The sequence below is a fragment of the Pseudomonas sp. S2_B07 genome, from assembly GCF_054668435.1.
The window spans coordinates 2,150,067-2,166,202 of record NZ_CP162769.1 but is presented as its reverse complement, the minus strand read 5'-3'; the positions used below and the strand labels follow the sequence as shown (position 1 = coordinate 2,166,202).

The window sequence follows — 16,136 nt, the reverse complement described above, 5'->3', positions numbered from 1 at the left end:
TGGGCGTCCCGCTGGATCGGCGTCGCCGATTCGGCCCAGCCAGGAGAATCGCTCATGAGCAGCACGTTTTTCATTCCCGCCGTGAACATCATGGGCACGGGTTGCCTCGACGAAGCCATGGACACCATTGGCAAGTATGGCTTTCGCAAAGCGCTGATTGTCACCGACGTCGGGCTGGCCAAGGCCGGCGTTGCGAAAATGATTGCGCAAAAACTGGCGATGCAGGACATCGACTCGGTGATCTTCGACGGCGCCAAACCCAACCCGAACATGGCCAACGTTGAGCTCGGCCTGGGCTTGTTGAAGGAAAGTTGCTGCGATTTTGTGGTGTCTCTCGGGGGTGGTTCGCCCCACGACTGCGCCAAGGGCATCGCGTTATGTGCGACCAACGGCGGGCAGATCCGCGACTATGAAGGTGTCGATCAATCAAGCAAACCGCAGCTGCCGCTGATCGCGATCAACACCACCGCCGGCACCGCCAGCGAGATGACGCGTTTTTGCATCATCACCGACGAATCGCGCCACGTGAAAATGGCCATTGTCGACCGCAACGTCACGCCGCTGCTGTCGGTCAACGACCCGGCGCTGATGGTCGCCATGCCCCAGGGGCTGACGGCCGCCACCGGCATGGACGCACTGACCCACGCCATCGAAGCGTACGTCTCCACCGCCGCCAACCCGATCACCGATGCTTGTGCACTGAAGGCGATCACGTTGATCAGCAACAACCTGCGGCTGGCGGTGCGCAACGGCGATGACATGGCGGCGCGGGAAAACATGGCCTACGCGCAATTCCTGGCGGGCATGGCGTTCAATAACGCGTCCCTGGGTTATGTCCACGCCATGGCTCACCAATTGGGTGGGTTCTACGACTTGCCTCATGGCGTCTGCAACGCAGTGCTGCTACCCCACGTTCAAAGCTTCAACGCTCAGGTGTGCGCCCCGCGCTTGACCGACGTGGCTCATGCGATGGGCGCCGACATCCGTGGTTTCAGCCCTGAAGAGGGTGCTCAAGCGGCTATTGCCGCGATCCGTCGCCTGTCCAGTGATGTGGACATCCCGGCCGGATTGCGTGAGCTCGGCGCCAGACTCAATGACGTCCCCATGCTTGCCACCAATGCGCTGAAAGACGCCTGCGGTTTTACCAATCCCCGGGCGGCGGATCAGCGCCAGATCGAGGAGATTTTTCGCAGCGCCTTTTAGGCCGTTTTGCGACCGGGCGCGAGCATGACGCACAGCATCGCGCCCACCGCCAGCAAGGTACAGAGCAACGACAACGGCCATGCCTGCTGACTGGCGATCAGGCTGGCAACACCGCCAATGATCGCTGCCATCAGTTGATGAATAAAGCCGCTCAACGCCATCGCATAGGCACCCCCGACCGGTGAACCGTCGTTCGCCAGTGACAGGCTGATCGGGTACGTCAACGACTGCCCGAACACTGCCACGCAATAGGGCAACCAGAACAGCAGCGCAATGGAGGTGCCGACGAGGCTGCCCAGCAACATCACCGCGCTCCCGGTCAGCACCAGAGCGACGCCCACCGTCATCAACCGGCGCTGACCGGTGCGCAGTACCAAGGCATTGACCCCCAGTGCTCCCAGAAAGTACGCCGCGCTGATCGGCCAGCCCAGCAGGCCATATTCCACGGCCGACCAGTTGAACGGCCCTTGCAGAATCAGCGGCGCGGCCGTGTTGAAGGCAATGATCACCCCGTAGCCGAGGCCACCGGTAAGCGCCGGCAGCAAGAACGCCCGATCACGCAGAATGCGCCCGTAACTGGGCCACGCAGACGTCTGAACGTTGTCCTCGACCAGCACCGCAAAAGAAATCCGCGCCACGACGATCGCCATCAACAGGCTCGTGCCACCCAGCAGATAGAAAATCGCCGGCCAGCCCAGTGCGACCTGAATGACCGACCCCAGGTATTGGCCGATGCCCAGCGCTATCACGAACGAAATCGAAATCCACGACAACGCCTTGGCCAACAGCTCACCGCGGAAACTGTCGCGGATCAACACCCGTGCCATGACTGAAATCCCGCTGGCACCAATGCCTTGTAGCAGCCGAAAAAACAGAAACGCTTCAAGCGTCTGGCCCAGCGGCAGCGCAAGGTTGGCCAAGCCATAAATGCCAAGTGCCGCGAGCAGCACCGGTTTGCGGCCGATGCGCTGGCCGAGGCTGCCCCAGAACAACATCGGCAGCGCCATGCCGATCAGATACACCGCCAGTCCCCAGGACACCTGCGAAGCGTCGGCGGACAGGTGCCGAGCCATCTCCGGCAGCGCCGGCAGGTAAATGCTCATGCCCAGTTGCGCGAGGAAAACCGTGCTGCAGGTGACGAGGAGGGTGGTGCTGCTCTTCATGGAATCATCCCTGGATGTCTAGCGGGCGTCCCCGGCGCAGGTGCGTAAAAGCTCGGTGACGAGTTCACAAAAATGTCGAATCAGCGTCGGCTCCATGTCGGCGCGTAGCGTGATTCTGATGGCGGCCTTGCCTTGTGCAACCACGGGGAAAAACACCGCCGAGGTAAAGAAACCCAGATTGGATAATTCGATGGCAATACGGTTGGCCAGCCTCGCTTCACCGCAGTGGATCAAGCGAATCGGCATGTTGCTGGCGTATTGTGCGGTTCGAATCAGGCTGTCAAAGAGGCGGATATTAACCTGAAGCTTTTCCTGTAACGCAGTCAATGCAGGCGTGTGATGCAGCAGGATGGACGCTCTGCCCGCACCGATGGACGCGCTGTTCAGGCTTTGCGACCAGTTACTGGGGCCGCCGTAGCGTTGAATCAGTTTTTTCTGCCGTTCGTTGCCCAGCATCACCATTCCGCCGCTGGCGCCAAATGACTTGGCCAATGAGGCGACAATCAAGGCGTCATCCTCCAGCGCCTGCAACCTGGGACGCACGAGGCCCGCACCGAACGTGCCGACAGCGGACAAAGCGTGAGAATCGTCGAGGTAAAGAAACAGGCCGTAACGGTCCTTCAGGTACAACAGGCTGTCCAGGTCGGCGACCCCGCCCATGCTGTACGCACCGTCGGCCACATACGCGACCCTGGCATGTTGCTGGCACTGCGTTTCCAGAAAATCCATGTCGTTGTGCGGGCTGGTCACGACCCTGGTTTCGTCGGCGCAGGCGGCTTTGAGGTGACTCATCGAATAGTGTGCCAAGCGGTCAAACACCATCACCGGCGACCGGTTCTCGGTGAACACGCCGCTGGCCAGCAGCGGCAGGACGCCGGCACTCGCCGCGCTGCACGACAAGGTGCTCAGGCATGTGGCGCCGAACAACGCTGACAGCTCCGTTTCGTACTGATCGAGGATTGCCAGTTTGCAGCGATTTTTCGAGTTGGCGATGCGCAGGGTGCCGGTTTCCCACAAGGTGGTCATGGCGCCATCGAGTAAGTCGGGATGGTGATCCAGGCCCAGGTAGGAGGTAGTACAGAAGTGATGAAAAGCGCGTCCGTGCTGGTCAACCATGCGGTTGCTGCTTCTGATGTCGACGTTCAGCCCCGCGACTTTTCCCGCTTCCGCGGTTTCCCAGTCGTGATCGGCTAGCGAGATCAGTTTTCGATAGTTGGTGAAAGTGTTTGCCGCGTGCGTTGTCTGGTCCATGTGACGTGTCTGTCCTTGAGTGATGAAACCGTCCGTGTGTTTCCAGACTTTACAGCGTGGGGTGTGGGCGCTGAATCGGCCGTTTCCTGTTCGGTTGAGTGTTACAAGAGATTTACATGTAGGGCGATGGCGTGTGAGGTTGTGGGCAAAAACCGAGCTATCTGCCGACTCAGCCGAACTGAAGTCATCGAGCCCTCCATGCTGCCAAAAAGCCTGATCCGCCGTCTCGACCTGATCATCCTTGTGATATCGATGTGGCGGCGCGTCGTTTACGTTTGTGTTGGCGTGGCACACGTGGCGGGGTGGGGATCAGGTGTTGAATTGGCTGAATGGGCGGAACGACGACCCAACGCAGGAATGAAGTTCTTCGACGATCAGTAAGTCCACGCACAAGGACCTGAGATAGACTGGCGCCCATTCACCAGACAGTTCAAAAGGATTTCCTGATGACCCCATCGCTGCTAATGGCTGTTCTCGCCTCGGGCTTTATCTACGGCATCACGCCGGGGCCGGGTGTGTTGGCGGTGTTCGGCATTGGCGCGGCGCGCGGTCGGCGGGCGGGGGCGGGGTTCTTGTGTGGGCATTTGCTGGGCGATGTGGTCTGGTGCAGTACCGCGTTGATTGCAATAGTCGGGGCGCGGGAAATCGGTAGCACGGCATTCGATGTGTTGGGCGTGTTCAGCGGGTTGTATTTGTTCTGGCTCGGTTTGCGCGCCGTGCGGGCGAAACGCAGCAGTGCCGAAGCGCCTCAAGGCCCGGCCCGCCAGCCGTTCTGGCACGGCATTCTGTTCGGTTTGACCAATCCCAAGGCTTACCCGGTGGCGGTGGCCACGTTTACCGCACTGCTCTCGAGCCGCGCGGAGCTGCTGCACTGGTCGATGCTGCCGTGGTTGATTGTGCTGAGCTTCGTCGGTGGCCTGATCGCCTACGCTATTCTCATCGGCATCGTCGGTGCGCGGCAGGTCCGGACCCTGTATCAACGTCACGAACTGGCCATCACCCGGTTGTGCGGGGTCATGTTTATCGGTTTTGCCATTAATGCCCTGGCGCACGCGTTGCCGGGACTGGTCACAAACAAGACTTGAGGCCATATGCAAGACACCATGGCATCCAGAAATTCCGCGCCGTTGGCGAGCTACATCGATCTGTTGCTGGACGCCGTTTGTGCGGTCGACAAGCAAGGTCGCTTCGTTTTTGTCAGTGCGGCGTGCGAGCGCATTTTTGGCTATACCCCCGACGAGCTGATCGGCCAAGTGATGATCGACATGGTGCATCCTGGCGACCGCCAGCGCACCCTCGACGCCGCGCGGGAAATCATGGGCGGTGAGCCCAAACTCAACTTCGAAAACCGCTACCTGCGCAAGGACGGCCAGGTGGTGCACATCCTCTGGTCGGCGCGCTGGTCGGAAGTCGATCAATTGCGCATCGCCGTGGCCCGGGACATCACCGAACGCAAGCAGGCCGAGTCCCGGCAAGCAGCGTTGTACGCGATTTCCGAAGCGGCTCACGCGGCGGAAGACTTGCTGGCGCTGTTCAAGCGCATTCACCTGATCATCGGCGAATGGCTGCCTGCGCTGAATTTCTCCGTGGCGCTGTATGACGAACACTGCGCGCAGCTGAATTTCCCCTATCACGTCAACGACCACGAACTGCAACCCGAGCAGCCCGGCACCATCACCGGGCGCCTGTGTGCAGAAGTGATCCGCAGCGGCTTGCCCATTTTGCTGACCCCGGACCAGGGCCATTCGCCCGCAGGTTTTGAGACGTTGGTCGAGGGCCCGAATTCACCGTGCTGGCTGGGCGTGCCGCTGAATTCGCAAAACGGCACCATCGGCGCGCTCATCGTCAAAAGCGTTGCGGGTGGCGAGCGCTACACCGAACGGGACAAGGAGCTGCTGCAATACGTCTGCGCCCAGGTCGCGACCGCCATCGAGCGCAAGCAGTTGCATGCCCGGTTGCAGCGAATGGCGCAGTACGACCAGTTGACTCAATTGCCCAATCGCGAGCTGCTGCGTGATCGTCTCAAGGCTTCGCTGGCGCTGGCCCGGGCCGATGGTGGGCGCATGGCGTTGCTGTACGTCGACCTCGACCGTTTCAAGGACGTCAACGACACCCATGGCCACGCGGTGGGCGACATGCTGTTGCAAGCGGTGGCCAATCGGATCAAGGGGTGCGTACGCGAAACCGATACCGTGGCGCGCATCGGCGGGGACGAGTTTGTGGTGTTGTTGCACAGCATCCACGGCCTGGAAGACGCCGACGGCGTGGCGGAAAAAATTCTTCAGGTCCTGGCGCAGCCGCTGCGTCTGGACGGGCACAACCTGAACATCCACACCAGTATCGGCGTCGCTCATTACCCCGAGCACGGCACCGAGGAAAAGCAGTTATTCAGGCATGCCGACGAGGCCATGTACGCTGCCAAACGCCAGCATCATCTACGACTCGAAGTCTGATAGTTCGCCGCCGTTCGTCGCGGCGTTTTCAGGTTTTCTAAACCTTTTGGGGCTCGTTCATTCTGATTTTATGCGGGCTGTTGCTCGCCTGGATCATCACCAAGAGGTAGAGAATCATGCCTAACTCAAGAAACTCGAACTCGGGAAACTTCGCCAACGATCGAACGAAGGCGTCTGAAGCCGGTCGCAAAGGTGGGAAAACCACCACAACGACGGTCGATAAAGACTCTACGAAACCCGAAATGGGCCGCAAAGGTCCTCAGAAGTCCAAGTAGTGATTGAAGGTGGTTTTGATCGAGAGGCGGGGGCGCAAGCTCCCGCTTGAATTTTTTCAGAAGGAGGGCGCGACCATGAGCCGGATGGCCACCCGAATACGTCATGCAAGTTTTGCCACGTTCCTGGGATTGTTCGCAGGCAGTGCCTTTGCCCAGTCCCCCGCCGAATTCATCAACGATGCCTCGGCCCAAGGCATGGCCGACATCGAAGCCAGTCGCCTGGCGCATCAGAAAACCGAATCCAAAGAGGTCAAGGACTACACCATCGTCGTCATCAACGACCGCACCACCGCCAACCAGCACCTGGCGAAAATCGCCAAGCAACTGGATCTGCCAGTGGCCCCTCGCGAAGAAGTGGTCGATAAGGCCAAAGCCTTGATGCCGCAAGCGATGGACGGCGCAACCTTTGACCAGGCCTACGCCGCCAGTCAGGTGAAAACCACGCAGCAAGCCATCGAGCAACTTCAACAGGAAGCGCAAACCACGGACATTCCGCAAATCAAAGCATTTGCTGAAGAAACCCTGCCCAAACTGCAAAACCATCTGCAAATGGCCAGGGCGTTGCAGGCCGGTCGCTAGTTCAAGTCTTTACGCCATTCAGAGCAAACGGCGCGTGATTCACATCACGCGCCGTTTTGTTTGTGCTCAGCACTTGTTCAAACCCTGTTTGCGCGGGCTCGTCGTCGCCAGCCCCGCCAAGTCATGCACATCTTTTTCGCCCATGGCGCGATAGTGGCGGCGCAGCGCTTCCAGTTGTTTGAGGTCCAGTAGTTCCAGCCCCAACATCGCGTTCTGCGCCTCCTTGTTCACCCGCAGCAACTCATCGATTTTCAGATGCAGAATGTCGGTGTCGCGGTTCTGCGTGTTCTGGATCAGAAACACCATCAGAAACGTGATGATCGTGGTTGAGGTGTTGATGACCAGTTGCCAGGTGTCGTTGAAACCAAAAATCGGACCGCTCGCGGCCCACAGAATAATAAGAATAAGCGCCCCCATGAATGTCTTGGGACTGCCGGCCCACAGGGCGAGTTTCTGCGAGATTTTTGCGAATTTCATTGCCGTGTTCCTTATTGGGATGCGCCTGAATTTCAGACAGCGACGGCGTGTTGAAAATTCTACTTACATTTTCGGATCCGGCAGTGACGCTTGTTTGTAGCAGCTGGCGAAGCCTGCGTCCGGCTGCACAGCCGTCGTAAAACCTGAGTTCCCGGTCTCCCTACAAGTTGAGTTTGGACAGTCAGGGTTATTTCTCAAAGATCGGGATAGGGCTGCACATACTGGTCGAGGTATCGTATCGGACCGGTTGTCAGCCTCTGGCCCACAACAACGCACCGACAGGAGAACGCAATGAGTTGGTCCGCCAAACAATACGTCGCTTTTGAAGATGAACGCACCCGCCCGGCGCGAGACCTGCTCGCCGCCATCCCGCCGGTGGATGCGCGCTCGGCCATCGACATCGGGTGCGGTCCCGGCAATTCGACCGAGTTGCTGGTCGAGCGCTTCAGCGGCGCCACGGTGCGTGGGGTCGACAGTTCGAGCGACATGATCGAGGCCGCTCGCAAGCGCTTGCCAAACGTGCAGTTCGACACTGTTGATATCGGAACCTGGGACGATAACGGCCCGTTCGACGTGATCTTCGCCAATGCCGTGTTGCAATGGCTGCCCGATCACGCGACGTTATTGCCGTCGCTGGCCGCCCGACTGACCGAGGGCGGCAGCCTGGCCATCCAGATGCCCGACAACCTCAACGAACCGTCCCATCGCCTGATGCGCGAAGTGGCCGCCGAAGGCCCTTGGGCCAGCAAACTGGCGGACGCCGCCGGGCAACGCACCGAGATGGCCAGTGCCAGCGATTACTACTCGATGCTGCGGCCACACTGTGCGCGCGTCGATGTGTGGCGCACCACTTACCATCATCCGCTGGCAGGTGGCGCGTCGGGTGTGGTCGAGTGGTTCAAGGGCAGCGGTTTGCGGCCGTTTCTCGAACCGCTGGATGACACGGAAAAGACGCACTACCTCAAGCAATACCATGCCGCGATCGAGCAGGCTTATCCGGCGTTGAGCGATGGTTCGGTGCTGTTGCCGTTTCCGCGGTTGTTTATTGTCGCAACCCGATAGTGCAAAAAGGGACGGATCTCGCTGAGCGTTATCTGTCCCTGTACTTGGCACTCAAATATTCAAAAACAAACGAAGCAAAGCCGAACAACCCGATCATCGAAATGATCATGATCCCCAACTCTGAATTGTCCATGTTGATCTCTAGGTGAAAGTTGAGCCGACAGAATAAAGCACCTTTAGTCAGGCCCAACATCGCGCTACTGCTTCTTTACCGGATTTCAAAGACCTATACGTAAAATATACGAGAACCCGACGCGGCTCTTAGCGATGAACGCTAACCAGCAACATCATCGGCCGTTCCCGCTCTTCGGCCAGCGCCGGTTGAGCCGCCACTTCTGTATCACTCGGCCCCCATTCGTTGACATGCTGAATACTGAAACCCGCGCCAATCAGCGTATTGAACAGCGTGCCAAGGGTTCGGTGCTGCTTGATCACGCCTTCCGCCAGCCAGTTCGTCACCCGCTCACCTTCCCGTTGATAGCTGTCCACCGGCCAACGCTTGCGTCCCTCGCCGTCGATCAGCCAACCCGGATTGCGCGGGGCCATGAAGATCGGGTGCTCGATGGAAAACACAAAGCGCGAACCAGGTTTAAGGGCCGCGTGGATCGTGGCGAACAACCCGGACAGATTCTTGATGTAGTGCAGCGCCAGTGAGCTGTAAGCCAGGTCGAAACCAGCTATGGGTAAATCAAGCTGTTCCAGATCTGCCCGTGAATAGTGGATGTTGCCCACCGATGTGGTCTTGCGAGCCTGCTCCAGCATCTTTTCCGAGACGTCCAGACTAAGCACGCTATCAGCGCCTTGCTCACTGGCCCAGCGGCTGAACCAGCCGTAACCGCAACCGAGGTCCACTACCTTCAGGCCTTTCATCGGCGGCAGCATTGATTTGAGTGTTGGCCATTCCGGTGCCGCGTCGAGGCCTCCAAGGGAACGGCCCATTTGGCTGTAACCGTGGAAAAACTCCGGATCGTCGTAGATGTTTTGAGTCATGTCGGGTTGCTCTGTTGAGATCGTTGGTGGGCGGAATTTGGGCCGCGCCGATTGGTTTCCCTCGAAGCGTTGTGGCGCGTATTCGTTGATGGCCGCGCGGTGGGGAGGGGCGTTGGAGATGGTGGAAATGCTAGCGGGTCGGGCGGGGAGGGGAAACGGGTTGAGCGTTGCGGATTTGTAAGCAAGGCCCATGTAAAGAATCGGCGATTCGGTTAAGGCCGAACTGCAAGACGATCAACCGACCGAAAAACAGTTAACGCTCCTTCATGCGCAGCTCTCGGATGTTGCCTACAACCTAAGCGGGAATCACCCGCTATCCACTGGTGGGTAGATAGGAAATAGTGCTCCGCAGAACGGACTGCACGATAGGTGATGAGTGATTGACGTCCGACAGATTTTGCCGGCTTCGCAGACAACGACGCTTAGGTTGGCGGCTAAAAGCCGAGAAGGATGATCAATGCACCAGAACGATCGCGAAAATTTAGAACTCGATAAACTATTGGTCGCCGATACTCAACATACATCGCTGGTACTTGAGCTTTGCAACCACACGGCTCACATTGTCAGGAACAGTTCACGGACTCAACACGGACTGCGAGAGGAGAAAGAAACATGTCCACTCATCGTAGTAATGGAGCAAGCATCGAGCAATTGCATCGTGAAATGGAGGCTTTAGCTGAAGAGATGAGACGCCCGGCCCCGACCAAAATCCGCACTACGTTGTTGCCGTTCAGCATCGGTGCTGCATTCGCGCTGACCCTGTTTGTCGCCGTCGCTTTTGTCGCAAAACATCTTTAATTCTCTGTCGGCTCAGATACCTTTTTTTCGTACTATCTGAGGCGCTGAAACAAACCTCATCGCTGTGCCCTCCTGGCAACCTCCCACCAACTAGCGCTTGTCGGCTATCTACCGTGCACAACTGATCAGCGGCGTCGTATAACTCACATCAGGTCCTGCCGCATAATCCAGTCCGGATTAGTCGGCACATCGTCCCTCGTCCTGAACGCCAATCTGACCAAACACCGTTATTAACCGAGTCGCCTCGGTTGTGTACCGCAGAAGTCACCACCCTGTTCTCCCTGCAACCGTGCCTTTTGGAAATGCCGCAGAAGGTGAAGTCGCTACGCTAAGTAGGGTGTGCCTGCCATATCTTGGCTTCCATCATTTGCGTAGCCGCGAGGTCTTCCTGAAACACCGCGTCACCTGATTCCACGACTGCTGCGCAGCCGGACGCAGGCTTCGCCAGCTGCTACGAATCGAGGGCGCCCCGAAAGGCGCCCCTTATCACATCAGGACGGCTCTGCATCCATGCGTCGAGCGATCACGTCCAGCACATCGCAACCGTCGCGCAAAGGCACGCAGCAGAGCAATGCAAAATCGCTGAGGATGACCGAGTCGGTGGTGATGTCACCTCGCATGGCGAGGTTTTCGAGCATCTGCGTCACGGCTCGAATTCTGTAACTGGCCGTGCTGAGCAGTGAGTGCAGCGGTTGGGTAGTGTTGACGAACAGGGAAGGTAGATCGTCGGCGTTGCTGGTTAAAGCCATATATTCTTTCATGCGTGATTACCGTTAGTAGGTGAAAGACCTACCACTCAATCGTCGCCAAACAATAGGGTGGTAGCTGTACGCAGGTTGGCGAACCGGACAACGGTAAAACCGGCAGACCCGAAGGTCTCCCACGCACAGCCACCATGAAAAGCGCAGCAAAGTGCAGTCAGAAACTGCTCCGAAAATCTCGGAAATTCCTGAATCGTTGTCATCGAGTCGCCAAACCCGATACGCCATTTGGACGCGCTCGGACTATAGGCCTCGTGACAAAGGCACAGCAATGCGCAAGTGTACGGACAATTCCCTGTGTCGTGTAGGACGTTGCCTTTTCGAAGATTGGCCACTTTCGTGCCACCAGTGAATCGGTGATCGACACCTGCTAGGCAGACGTTGACTGGCTTGTTCAGAATGAAGAATCAGCGTTCTACACAAATTTCACGGAAAAAAACCGGTCACTAAGGACCGGTTTTTTGTCTTGGCTGTCCGTCAGGCAGGACCAACGCTTGTACCGATGAAAGGCTCCAGATCGCGAGACACGGTCTCCGCGTTGATCTGATCATACTGCGCGTGAGTGCCGAGGAAACCTTTATGAGCGCAAGAAAAACACTTACAAAGCATCGACTTTACGCGAAATCGTTAATTTCCCCACTCGGCCAATTCAGTCAAACACCCGCCCCAAAAAACCAGACATCAAGTCCGGTTTGGGCGCGGTTTGCAATTACTGGAAATGATGAAATTTCATGAGTTCCTTCCAGATGTAACCGTAGCTGTAGCGTAGCCATGCCACTTTGAACAGGTCGAAGCGACGACGAAACCAACTGTGTTCTCGCGCTTTGAGTTCTTTGGCTATTTCATCGAGTAACCATTCATCCTTAAAACCAGTCCACACAGGAGGGACGGGCGTTTCAAGGTTGCTGAAGCACACAGGTGCGACCTCTGAGTACAAGATTTCTTCAACAACCTTTGGGTCATAGCCTCGAATTCGCTCCGTGATAGAAGCGTAGTCAACAGTGCTGTCTACAAAGGCCTCTGCCAGCGCGATCTGGATGCTCGCTCGTTCCGCAGGAGTCAGAATATGTCCCAATGGGCCAGCTCCTCTAGCTCTGCGTCGAATGTATCAGCTGCGACCCCGCCGGCAATGCCGCCGACAACGCTACCGATGAGAACGACGGCGATGGCGCAGGCCGGAGCTCCAGGACCACAAAGAGCGGATATGCCCAAGCCCGCCAAAAATCCACCTGCCGCACCACCACCCAGGATGGTGGCTTGACGCGCCGTTTCCTTGGCCTTGTCGTCAGCGTTCAGGATTTGGTAAGTGGCCAGCACCGCTGTCATGATGATGCCAACCTTGCCCATGACAGACATGATTTTAGTGCCAGAAGTGAACTTGGCATTGGCACTGCCGGACCGCTCCAGAGCTTTGTACAGGACTTCTTTCTGTTGAGCTTTAGAAAGTTGTTCGTAGTTCTTGTTGAACTGAGTTTGAGATTTTTCGTTCAGGATGTCGCTGTGTGTTCGGCCGGCCTTCTTCTTTTTTTGCACGATGGCCAGGCCCTGTGCAGAGGTCAGCTTGCGGTGTTCGAACATGATTTTGTTGCGCATCTCGTTGCTGAACTTTGTCGCGTCCTCAACGCTGATGTTGCCGGCTCTCACCTCGGCAAAAATCTGCTGTGACATTCGTCGAATATTGCCCTCGTAACTTGCGCGGACGCGTTCGTCCTTGATGGCATCGATGGAAAATCGACTGGCCGCCCCCTCCATGCCAGCAACCGCCATCTCAAGGGGAGACCGCTCGAGGGTATGTTCACTTTTTACAACATAACTTCCGGTTACCAGGTTCGGTTCCGTCACGAGAATATCCTTATCCCAAAATGTCGTTCAGCAGTCCGTCGATACCTGCGGTTGTGCAGGTGTTCTCGTGTTGAGCAAATGCCAAGGTATGGCATGCCTTTCCGGTGGGGTTGGAAAACTTGACCGAATTGTTTGCGTCAAAGACGCCGGGCATGGAGGACCCATCGTCAAAGTGAGCCGTGCAAGCAAATCCTTCGTAGCTTTCTTCTGCGGGAATCTTGAATCCGATCCAGTTCCCGTGAATGACCATGGGCGTAGGCGCAATAAAGGGGGCAGCGGTATGGGTGCTTCCGATGATGACCGTACCCGAACCGCCGATCACGACATCGCCATGGGTGCCAATAGATCCGACCAGTGCGGCATTTTTGCCGTTGATAAACACTGTGCCGGACACTTCCGAGGCTAGCGCACTACCACAGGTGCACGTGTCACCTTTGCGAGCGGCTGCAAGTCCGTCGAAGAACACATCAGGAGAACCGGAGGCGATAGCTTTGGGGCCGTGCCCAGGGATGGGGCAGCTGGTTGGGTCGGTGATACGTGCAGCTGGCTTTGCCATGCTTGACTCCCTGTCAACGAATTTAACGGGGACGACTGTATCAGACTTGCTTTGAGAAATGGCTCGCGAAGATGTCAGCAAGATCATCCCTGGGTATGCGACGGGAGATGAGGAGCAGAGTTAAACGACTAAGCTTGATCAGCTGCAGGTGATGGCTTGCAAATAGTGATGTGATGCCGGCAGATAGCACGCCGGTGAGGGTGGAATAGATTCAGGGGGGCTGGGCGCAGGTGTCTGTTTAAGTTCGTTAGGTGTCTGAGAAAACCAGAAACAGACACCTTAACAGACACCAAATTGAAGCGGAGTAGGCTGGAGGCCTTGAAAATAGTGGAGCGGGTGAAGGGAATCGAACCCTCGTTATCAGCTTGGGAAGCTGGAGTAATGCCATTATACGACACCCGCTCAGAGCGGCTGACTTTGTACCAGATGTGCGCGTGGAAATGAAGTTTTTCTTTGCGCTGGACTGCTTTAGCGCAGAGGCAACACGGCACACACCACAAAACGGTCTATCGCGGGCAAGCCTCGCGCCTACAGGAATGCGTTCAACGACTGTAGGGCGATGCTTGCTCGCGAGGACGCTGTTTCAGATTGCCAGTGCATGGTGATCCTGGACGTAGTGGTAACGCGTTCGGCTGGCGTGTGGTTCAGGTTTCAGGAATCCCAGCAGTGCATTGCGGCTGTCTCGGCAGGCGGCTTTGTGTTCCATGTCGAGAAAGTGGCCGGTGGCTTCCAGGGTCGTGAAGGTGGCGTGTTGCACATGGTTGGCGAACAAGCGCGCGCCATCGGCGGCGGTGTATTCGTCCCATTCGCCGTTCATGAACAGCACCGGTACGTTGATTTTCTCCGCAGCCTTCAGGAAGCACTGGCGATCACTGTGCAGCAGGTCGCTGATGTGGAAGTGCATCTGCCCGTATTCGTGATCGGCCAGGCTGCTGACGTGCCGGTAGTTGAAGCGCTTGAACAGAGTCGGCAAGTGTTTACCGATGGTGCTGTTCACCAGGTTACCGACCCGGTCGCCGTCGCGGCTGCCGAGGTAGTCGACGCCGCGCTCGAGGTAGTCGAGCATGTGCGCGTTGATCTCCGGGGAGAACGAGCTGATCACGGCTTTTTCGATCCGGCGTGGCTGGTGGGCAAGGGCGACCAGGGTCGCGGCGCCGCCCCAGGAAAACGACAGCACGTGTTCGGCGCCGAAATGGTCGATCAGTTCCAGAAGGATCTGCCCTTCGACTTCCTTGGTCAGCAATTTCTCATGCAGGTTGTGGACCTTGGACTTGCCCGCGTAGGGCTGGTCGTAGCAGACCACGTTGAACTGCGGATGAAGGTTTTTCACGGTTTGTGCAAACGACGCAGTCGTGGCCATCGAGCCGTTGACCAAGATAATGGTCTTCTCTGCGGCGTCTGCGCGATAGAACTCCGTGTAAACCCGATACTGACCCTGTATATCCAGCACAGCGATTTCTGGCCTCATGTCATAAGACTCCTGGCAAGCGGGTATGCGCGCAAATGAGATTGCACGAGCTTTGTGACAGGTAGGCATACGCCTGGAATTTGGAGGCCCATGTCGATCCGTACAGCAGGTCGACGGGTATTATTATTGGCGGGCAGTCTGCCGGTCTGAGGCGGAACCTGAGGGTTCTCTAACCGACAAAAAGTTTCTTAGAAGTATGTTGTGACTCATCAGTCACATTTCGGCTGACGACCTGATTCAAGCAGGGGTGACGTCTTCGCGCAAGTGTCATTGGTAAATTGTTCGACAACTTCTGCTGAGCGGTCGCCTGCTTAGATCAATTGAATCTCTTCGGTGCGCAATGCGCGGTACTCGCCCGGTTTTAGCGCGTTATCGAGCGCCAGCGGGCCCATGCGCTCGCGGTGCAGGCGCAGGACCTTGTTGTCGAAATGACCGAACATGCGCTTCACCTGGTGGTACCGGCCTTCGACAATGCTCAGCCGCGCCGATTTCGGCCCCAGCAGTTCCAGCCCGGCAGGCTGGGTGGTGAGGTCTTCGAAGGCGAAGTACAGCCCTTCGGTGAACTTCAACGCATATTCCGGGCCGATGCCCTGCTCGGTCTCGACGTAGTAGACCTTGGGCAGTTTGGTCTGCGGTTGGGTCAGGCGTCGCGACCAGCTGCCGTCATTGGTGATCAGCATCAGACCGGTGGTGTTGAAGTCGAGGCGGCCGGCGATGTGCAACTCGTCCTTGTCCGGTTCGTGGATCAGGTCCAGGACCGTCGCGTGCTCGGGGTCGCGGGTGGCGCTGACGCAGCCGGGTGGCTTGTGCAGCATGAAGTAGCGCGCAGGTTTGCCGGCTTGCAGGACCTCGTCATCGACTTCGACGCGGCTGAACTCGAGCACCTCGGCATGTGGGTCGCTGACGATACTGCCGTCGATCCGCACGCGCTTTTCCACCAGCAACAGACGCACCTGCTTACGGTTGAAGCGCGGCAGGTTACTGAGGAAACGGTCAACGCGCATGGCAAGGGTTCGGTGGGAAAAGGGCGCGTATCTTACGTGATCGGCCGGGCGCTTGCTTACAGCTGCGCCTCGACCTGCGCGCAGCGTGGGCACAGGCAGGATTTATCGCGCAGTTCCGGCGGCAGCGCTTCGAGCACGGCCGGGTCGATGCTGACGCCATAGCACCAACAGGCGCGATCAGCGGTTTTCGGATCGGCCAGGGTGCAGTCGTTGGACGCACCGCAGGCCGGGCAGAAGTCAGGCTTGTTCATGGA

At 57.6% G+C, this 16,136-nt stretch carries 19 protein-coding genes and 1 tRNA gene; 8 read left to right on the top strand and 12 right to left on the bottom strand.

Annotated elements, in window-relative coordinates:
• Positions 1-54 precede the first annotated feature (54 nt).
• Entirely contained in the window at positions 55-1,203 is a 1,149-nt protein-coding gene (yiaY, locus tag AB4N43_RS10075; protein WP_027925578.1) for an L-threonine dehydrogenase, read from the top strand.
• On the opposite strand, the gene AB4N43_RS10070 is transcribed toward yiaY, so the two are convergent.
• Both AB4N43_RS10070 and AB4N43_RS10065 read right to left on the bottom strand, forming a co-directional pair.
• Positions 1,200-2,366, bottom strand: coding sequence for a multidrug effflux MFS transporter (locus AB4N43_RS10070; protein ID WP_460153945.1), 1,167 nt, complete (start codon positions 2,364-2,366; stop codon positions 1,200-1,202). The two genes, yiaY and AB4N43_RS10070, sit on opposite strands and share 4 nt — an antisense overlap.
• Before the next feature lie 18 nt (positions 2,367-2,384).
• Positions 2,385-3,617, bottom strand: a complete 1,233-nt coding sequence (locus AB4N43_RS10065; RefSeq protein ID WP_410921416.1) for an aminotransferase class I/II-fold pyridoxal phosphate-dependent enzyme — start codon at positions 3,615-3,617, stop codon at positions 2,385-2,387.
• 198 nt (positions 3,618-3,815) lie between these two features.
• Here AB4N43_RS10065 and AB4N43_RS10060 point away from each other — a divergent pair, with 198 nt between their 5' ends.
• The 5 genes from AB4N43_RS10060 to AB4N43_RS10040 all read left to right on the top strand — a co-directional run bounded on the left by AB4N43_RS10060 (position 3,816) and on the right by AB4N43_RS10040 (position 6,924).
• Positions 3,816-3,998, top strand: coding sequence for a hypothetical protein (locus AB4N43_RS10060; protein ID WP_059181487.1), 183 nt, complete (start codon positions 3,816-3,818; stop codon positions 3,996-3,998).
• A gap of 65 nt (positions 3,999-4,063) precedes the next feature.
• The gene (locus AB4N43_RS10055; protein WP_027925574.1) at positions 4,064-4,702 is read left to right on the top strand and encodes a LysE family translocator; all 639 of its coding nucleotides are present in this window, start codon (positions 4,064-4,066) and stop codon (positions 4,700-4,702) included.
• A gap of 18 nt (positions 4,703-4,720) precedes the next feature.
• On the top strand, positions 4,721-6,070 hold the full coding sequence (locus AB4N43_RS10050) for a sensor domain-containing protein (RefSeq protein ID WP_027925573.1): 1,350 nt from the start codon (positions 4,721-4,723) through the stop codon (positions 6,068-6,070).
• A gap of 116 nt (positions 6,071-6,186) precedes the next feature.
• The gene (locus AB4N43_RS10045) at positions 6,187-6,345 is read left to right on the top strand and encodes a KGG domain-containing protein (RefSeq protein WP_081744010.1); all 159 of its coding nucleotides are present in this window, start codon (positions 6,187-6,189) and stop codon (positions 6,343-6,345) included.
• 75 nt (positions 6,346-6,420) lie between these two features.
• A complete protein-coding gene (locus tag AB4N43_RS10040) occupies positions 6,421-6,924 on the top strand; it encodes a DUF4142 domain-containing protein (RefSeq protein ID WP_027925572.1) in 504 nt (167 codons plus the stop codon).
• A 66-nt stretch (positions 6,925-6,990) separates the two neighbouring features.
• On the opposite strand, the gene AB4N43_RS10035 is transcribed toward AB4N43_RS10040, so the two are convergent.
• Positions 6,991-7,401, bottom strand: coding sequence for a low affinity iron permease family protein (locus tag AB4N43_RS10035; RefSeq protein ID WP_027925571.1), 411 nt, complete (start codon positions 7,399-7,401; stop codon positions 6,991-6,993).
• Positions 7,402-7,692: 291 nt separating this feature from the next.
• Between AB4N43_RS10035 and tam the strand changes: the two genes are divergently transcribed.
• Positions 7,693-8,463 carry a trans-aconitate 2-methyltransferase gene (gene tam / locus AB4N43_RS10030; protein ID WP_194939885.1) on the top strand — a complete coding sequence of 257 codons (771 nt, stop codon included), beginning with the start codon at positions 7,693-7,695 and terminating at the stop codon, positions 8,461-8,463.
• 261 nt (positions 8,464-8,724) lie between these two features.
• Here the strand turns inward: tam and AB4N43_RS10025 are convergent, their stop codons facing one another.
• Positions 8,725-9,453 (bottom strand): class I SAM-dependent methyltransferase, encoded by a 729-nt coding sequence (locus AB4N43_RS10025; RefSeq protein ID WP_027925569.1) that lies wholly within the window; start codon positions 9,451-9,453, stop codon positions 8,725-8,727.
• A 612-nt stretch (positions 9,454-10,065) separates the two neighbouring features.
• On the opposite strand from AB4N43_RS10025, the gene AB4N43_RS10020 reads away from it, so the two are divergent.
• Positions 10,066-10,251 (top strand): hypothetical protein, encoded by a 186-nt coding sequence (locus tag AB4N43_RS10020; RefSeq protein ID WP_027925568.1) that lies wholly within the window; start codon positions 10,066-10,068, stop codon positions 10,249-10,251.
• Positions 10,252-10,742: 491 nt separating this feature from the next.
• On the opposite strand, the gene AB4N43_RS10015 is transcribed toward AB4N43_RS10020, so the two are convergent.
• From AB4N43_RS10015 to AB4N43_RS09980, 8 genes are all read right to left on the bottom strand, one after another.
• Positions 10,743-11,012, bottom strand: coding sequence for a hypothetical protein (locus AB4N43_RS10015; RefSeq protein ID WP_027925567.1), 270 nt, complete (start codon positions 11,010-11,012; stop codon positions 10,743-10,745).
• Positions 11,013-11,721: 709 nt separating this feature from the next.
• Complete coding sequence (locus AB4N43_RS10010) at positions 11,722-12,087, bottom strand: DUF7079 family protein (protein ID WP_460153940.1); 366 nt, start codon at positions 12,085-12,087, stop codon at positions 11,722-11,724.
• Positions 12,072-12,854: a hypothetical protein gene (locus AB4N43_RS10005; protein WP_410921412.1), complete on the bottom strand. Its 783-nt coding sequence runs from the start codon at positions 12,852-12,854 to the stop codon at positions 12,072-12,074. Before AB4N43_RS10005 ends, AB4N43_RS10010 begins: the two co-directional genes overlap by 16 nt.
• A gap of 10 nt (positions 12,855-12,864) precedes the next feature.
• Positions 12,865-13,410, bottom strand: a complete 546-nt coding sequence (locus tag AB4N43_RS10000) for a PAAR domain-containing protein (protein ID WP_410921411.1) — start codon at positions 13,408-13,410, stop codon at positions 12,865-12,867.
• Between the two features lie 328 nt (positions 13,411-13,738).
• Positions 13,739-13,812 (bottom strand) — tRNA-Gly (locus AB4N43_RS09995).
• 181 nt (positions 13,813-13,993) lie between these two features.
• Complete coding sequence (locus tag AB4N43_RS09990) at positions 13,994-14,878, bottom strand: alpha/beta fold hydrolase (RefSeq protein ID WP_410921410.1); 885 nt, start codon at positions 14,876-14,878, stop codon at positions 13,994-13,996.
• Positions 14,879-15,189: 311 nt separating this feature from the next.
• A complete protein-coding gene (locus AB4N43_RS09985; RefSeq protein WP_460153937.1) occupies positions 15,190-15,882 on the bottom strand; it encodes a pseudouridine synthase in 693 nt (230 codons plus the stop codon).
• A gap of 56 nt (positions 15,883-15,938) precedes the next feature.
• Entirely contained in the window at positions 15,939-16,133 is a 195-nt protein-coding gene (locus AB4N43_RS09980; protein ID WP_027925563.1) for a cysteine-rich CWC family protein, read from the bottom strand.
• Positions 16,134-16,136: the final 3 nt, after the last annotated feature.

Excerpts from the sequence above, each read along its gene's own strand:
- yiaY (WP_027925578.1), top strand. The coding sequence starts at position 55 with ATGAGCAGCACGTTTTTCATTCCCGCCGTGAACATCATGGGCACGGGT.
- AB4N43_RS10050 (WP_027925573.1), top strand. The coding sequence starts at position 4,721 with ATGGCATCCAGAAATTCCGCGCCGTTGGCGAGCTACATCGATCTGTTG.
- AB4N43_RS10065 (WP_410921416.1), bottom strand. The coding sequence starts at position 3,617 with ATGGACCAGACAACGCACGCGGCAAACACTTTCACCAACTATCGAAAA.
- AB4N43_RS10035 (WP_027925571.1), bottom strand. The coding sequence starts at position 7,401 with ATGAAATTCGCAAAAATCTCGCAGAAACTCGCCCTGTGGGCCGGCAGT.
- AB4N43_RS10045 (WP_081744010.1), top strand. The coding sequence starts at position 6,187 with ATGCCTAACTCAAGAAACTCGAACTCGGGAAACTTCGCCAACGATCGA.
- AB4N43_RS10040 (WP_027925572.1), top strand. The coding sequence starts at position 6,421 with ATGAGCCGGATGGCCACCCGAATACGTCATGCAAGTTTTGCCACGTTC.
- AB4N43_RS10070 (WP_460153945.1), bottom strand. The coding sequence starts at position 2,366 with ATGAAGAGCAGCACCACCCTCCTCGTCACCTGCAGCACGGTTTTCCTC.
- AB4N43_RS09985 (WP_460153937.1), bottom strand. The coding sequence starts at position 15,882 with ATGCGCGTTGACCGTTTCCTCAGTAACCTGCCGCGCTTCAACCGTAAG.
- AB4N43_RS09990 (WP_410921410.1), bottom strand. The coding sequence starts at position 14,878 with ATGAGGCCAGAAATCGCTGTGCTGGATATACAGGGTCAGTATCGGGTT.
- AB4N43_RS10025 (WP_027925569.1), bottom strand. The coding sequence starts at position 9,453 with ATGACTCAAAACATCTACGACGATCCGGAGTTTTTCCACGGTTACAGC.
- AB4N43_RS10000 (WP_410921411.1), bottom strand. The coding sequence starts at position 13,410 with ATGGCAAAGCCAGCTGCACGTATCACCGACCCAACCAGCTGCCCCATC.
- AB4N43_RS10015 (WP_027925567.1), bottom strand. The coding sequence starts at position 11,012 with ATGAAAGAATATATGGCTTTAACCAGCAACGCCGACGATCTACCTTCC.
- AB4N43_RS10055 (WP_027925574.1), top strand. The coding sequence starts at position 4,064 with ATGACCCCATCGCTGCTAATGGCTGTTCTCGCCTCGGGCTTTATCTAC.
- AB4N43_RS10060 (WP_059181487.1), top strand. The coding sequence starts at position 3,816 with ATGCTGCCAAAAAGCCTGATCCGCCGTCTCGACCTGATCATCCTTGTG.
- AB4N43_RS10020 (WP_027925568.1), top strand. The coding sequence starts at position 10,066 with ATGTCCACTCATCGTAGTAATGGAGCAAGCATCGAGCAATTGCATCGT.
- AB4N43_RS09980 (WP_027925563.1), bottom strand. The coding sequence starts at position 16,133 with ATGAACAAGCCTGACTTCTGCCCGGCCTGCGGTGCGTCCAACGACTGC.
- tam (WP_194939885.1), top strand. The coding sequence starts at position 7,693 with ATGAGTTGGTCCGCCAAACAATACGTCGCTTTTGAAGATGAACGCACC.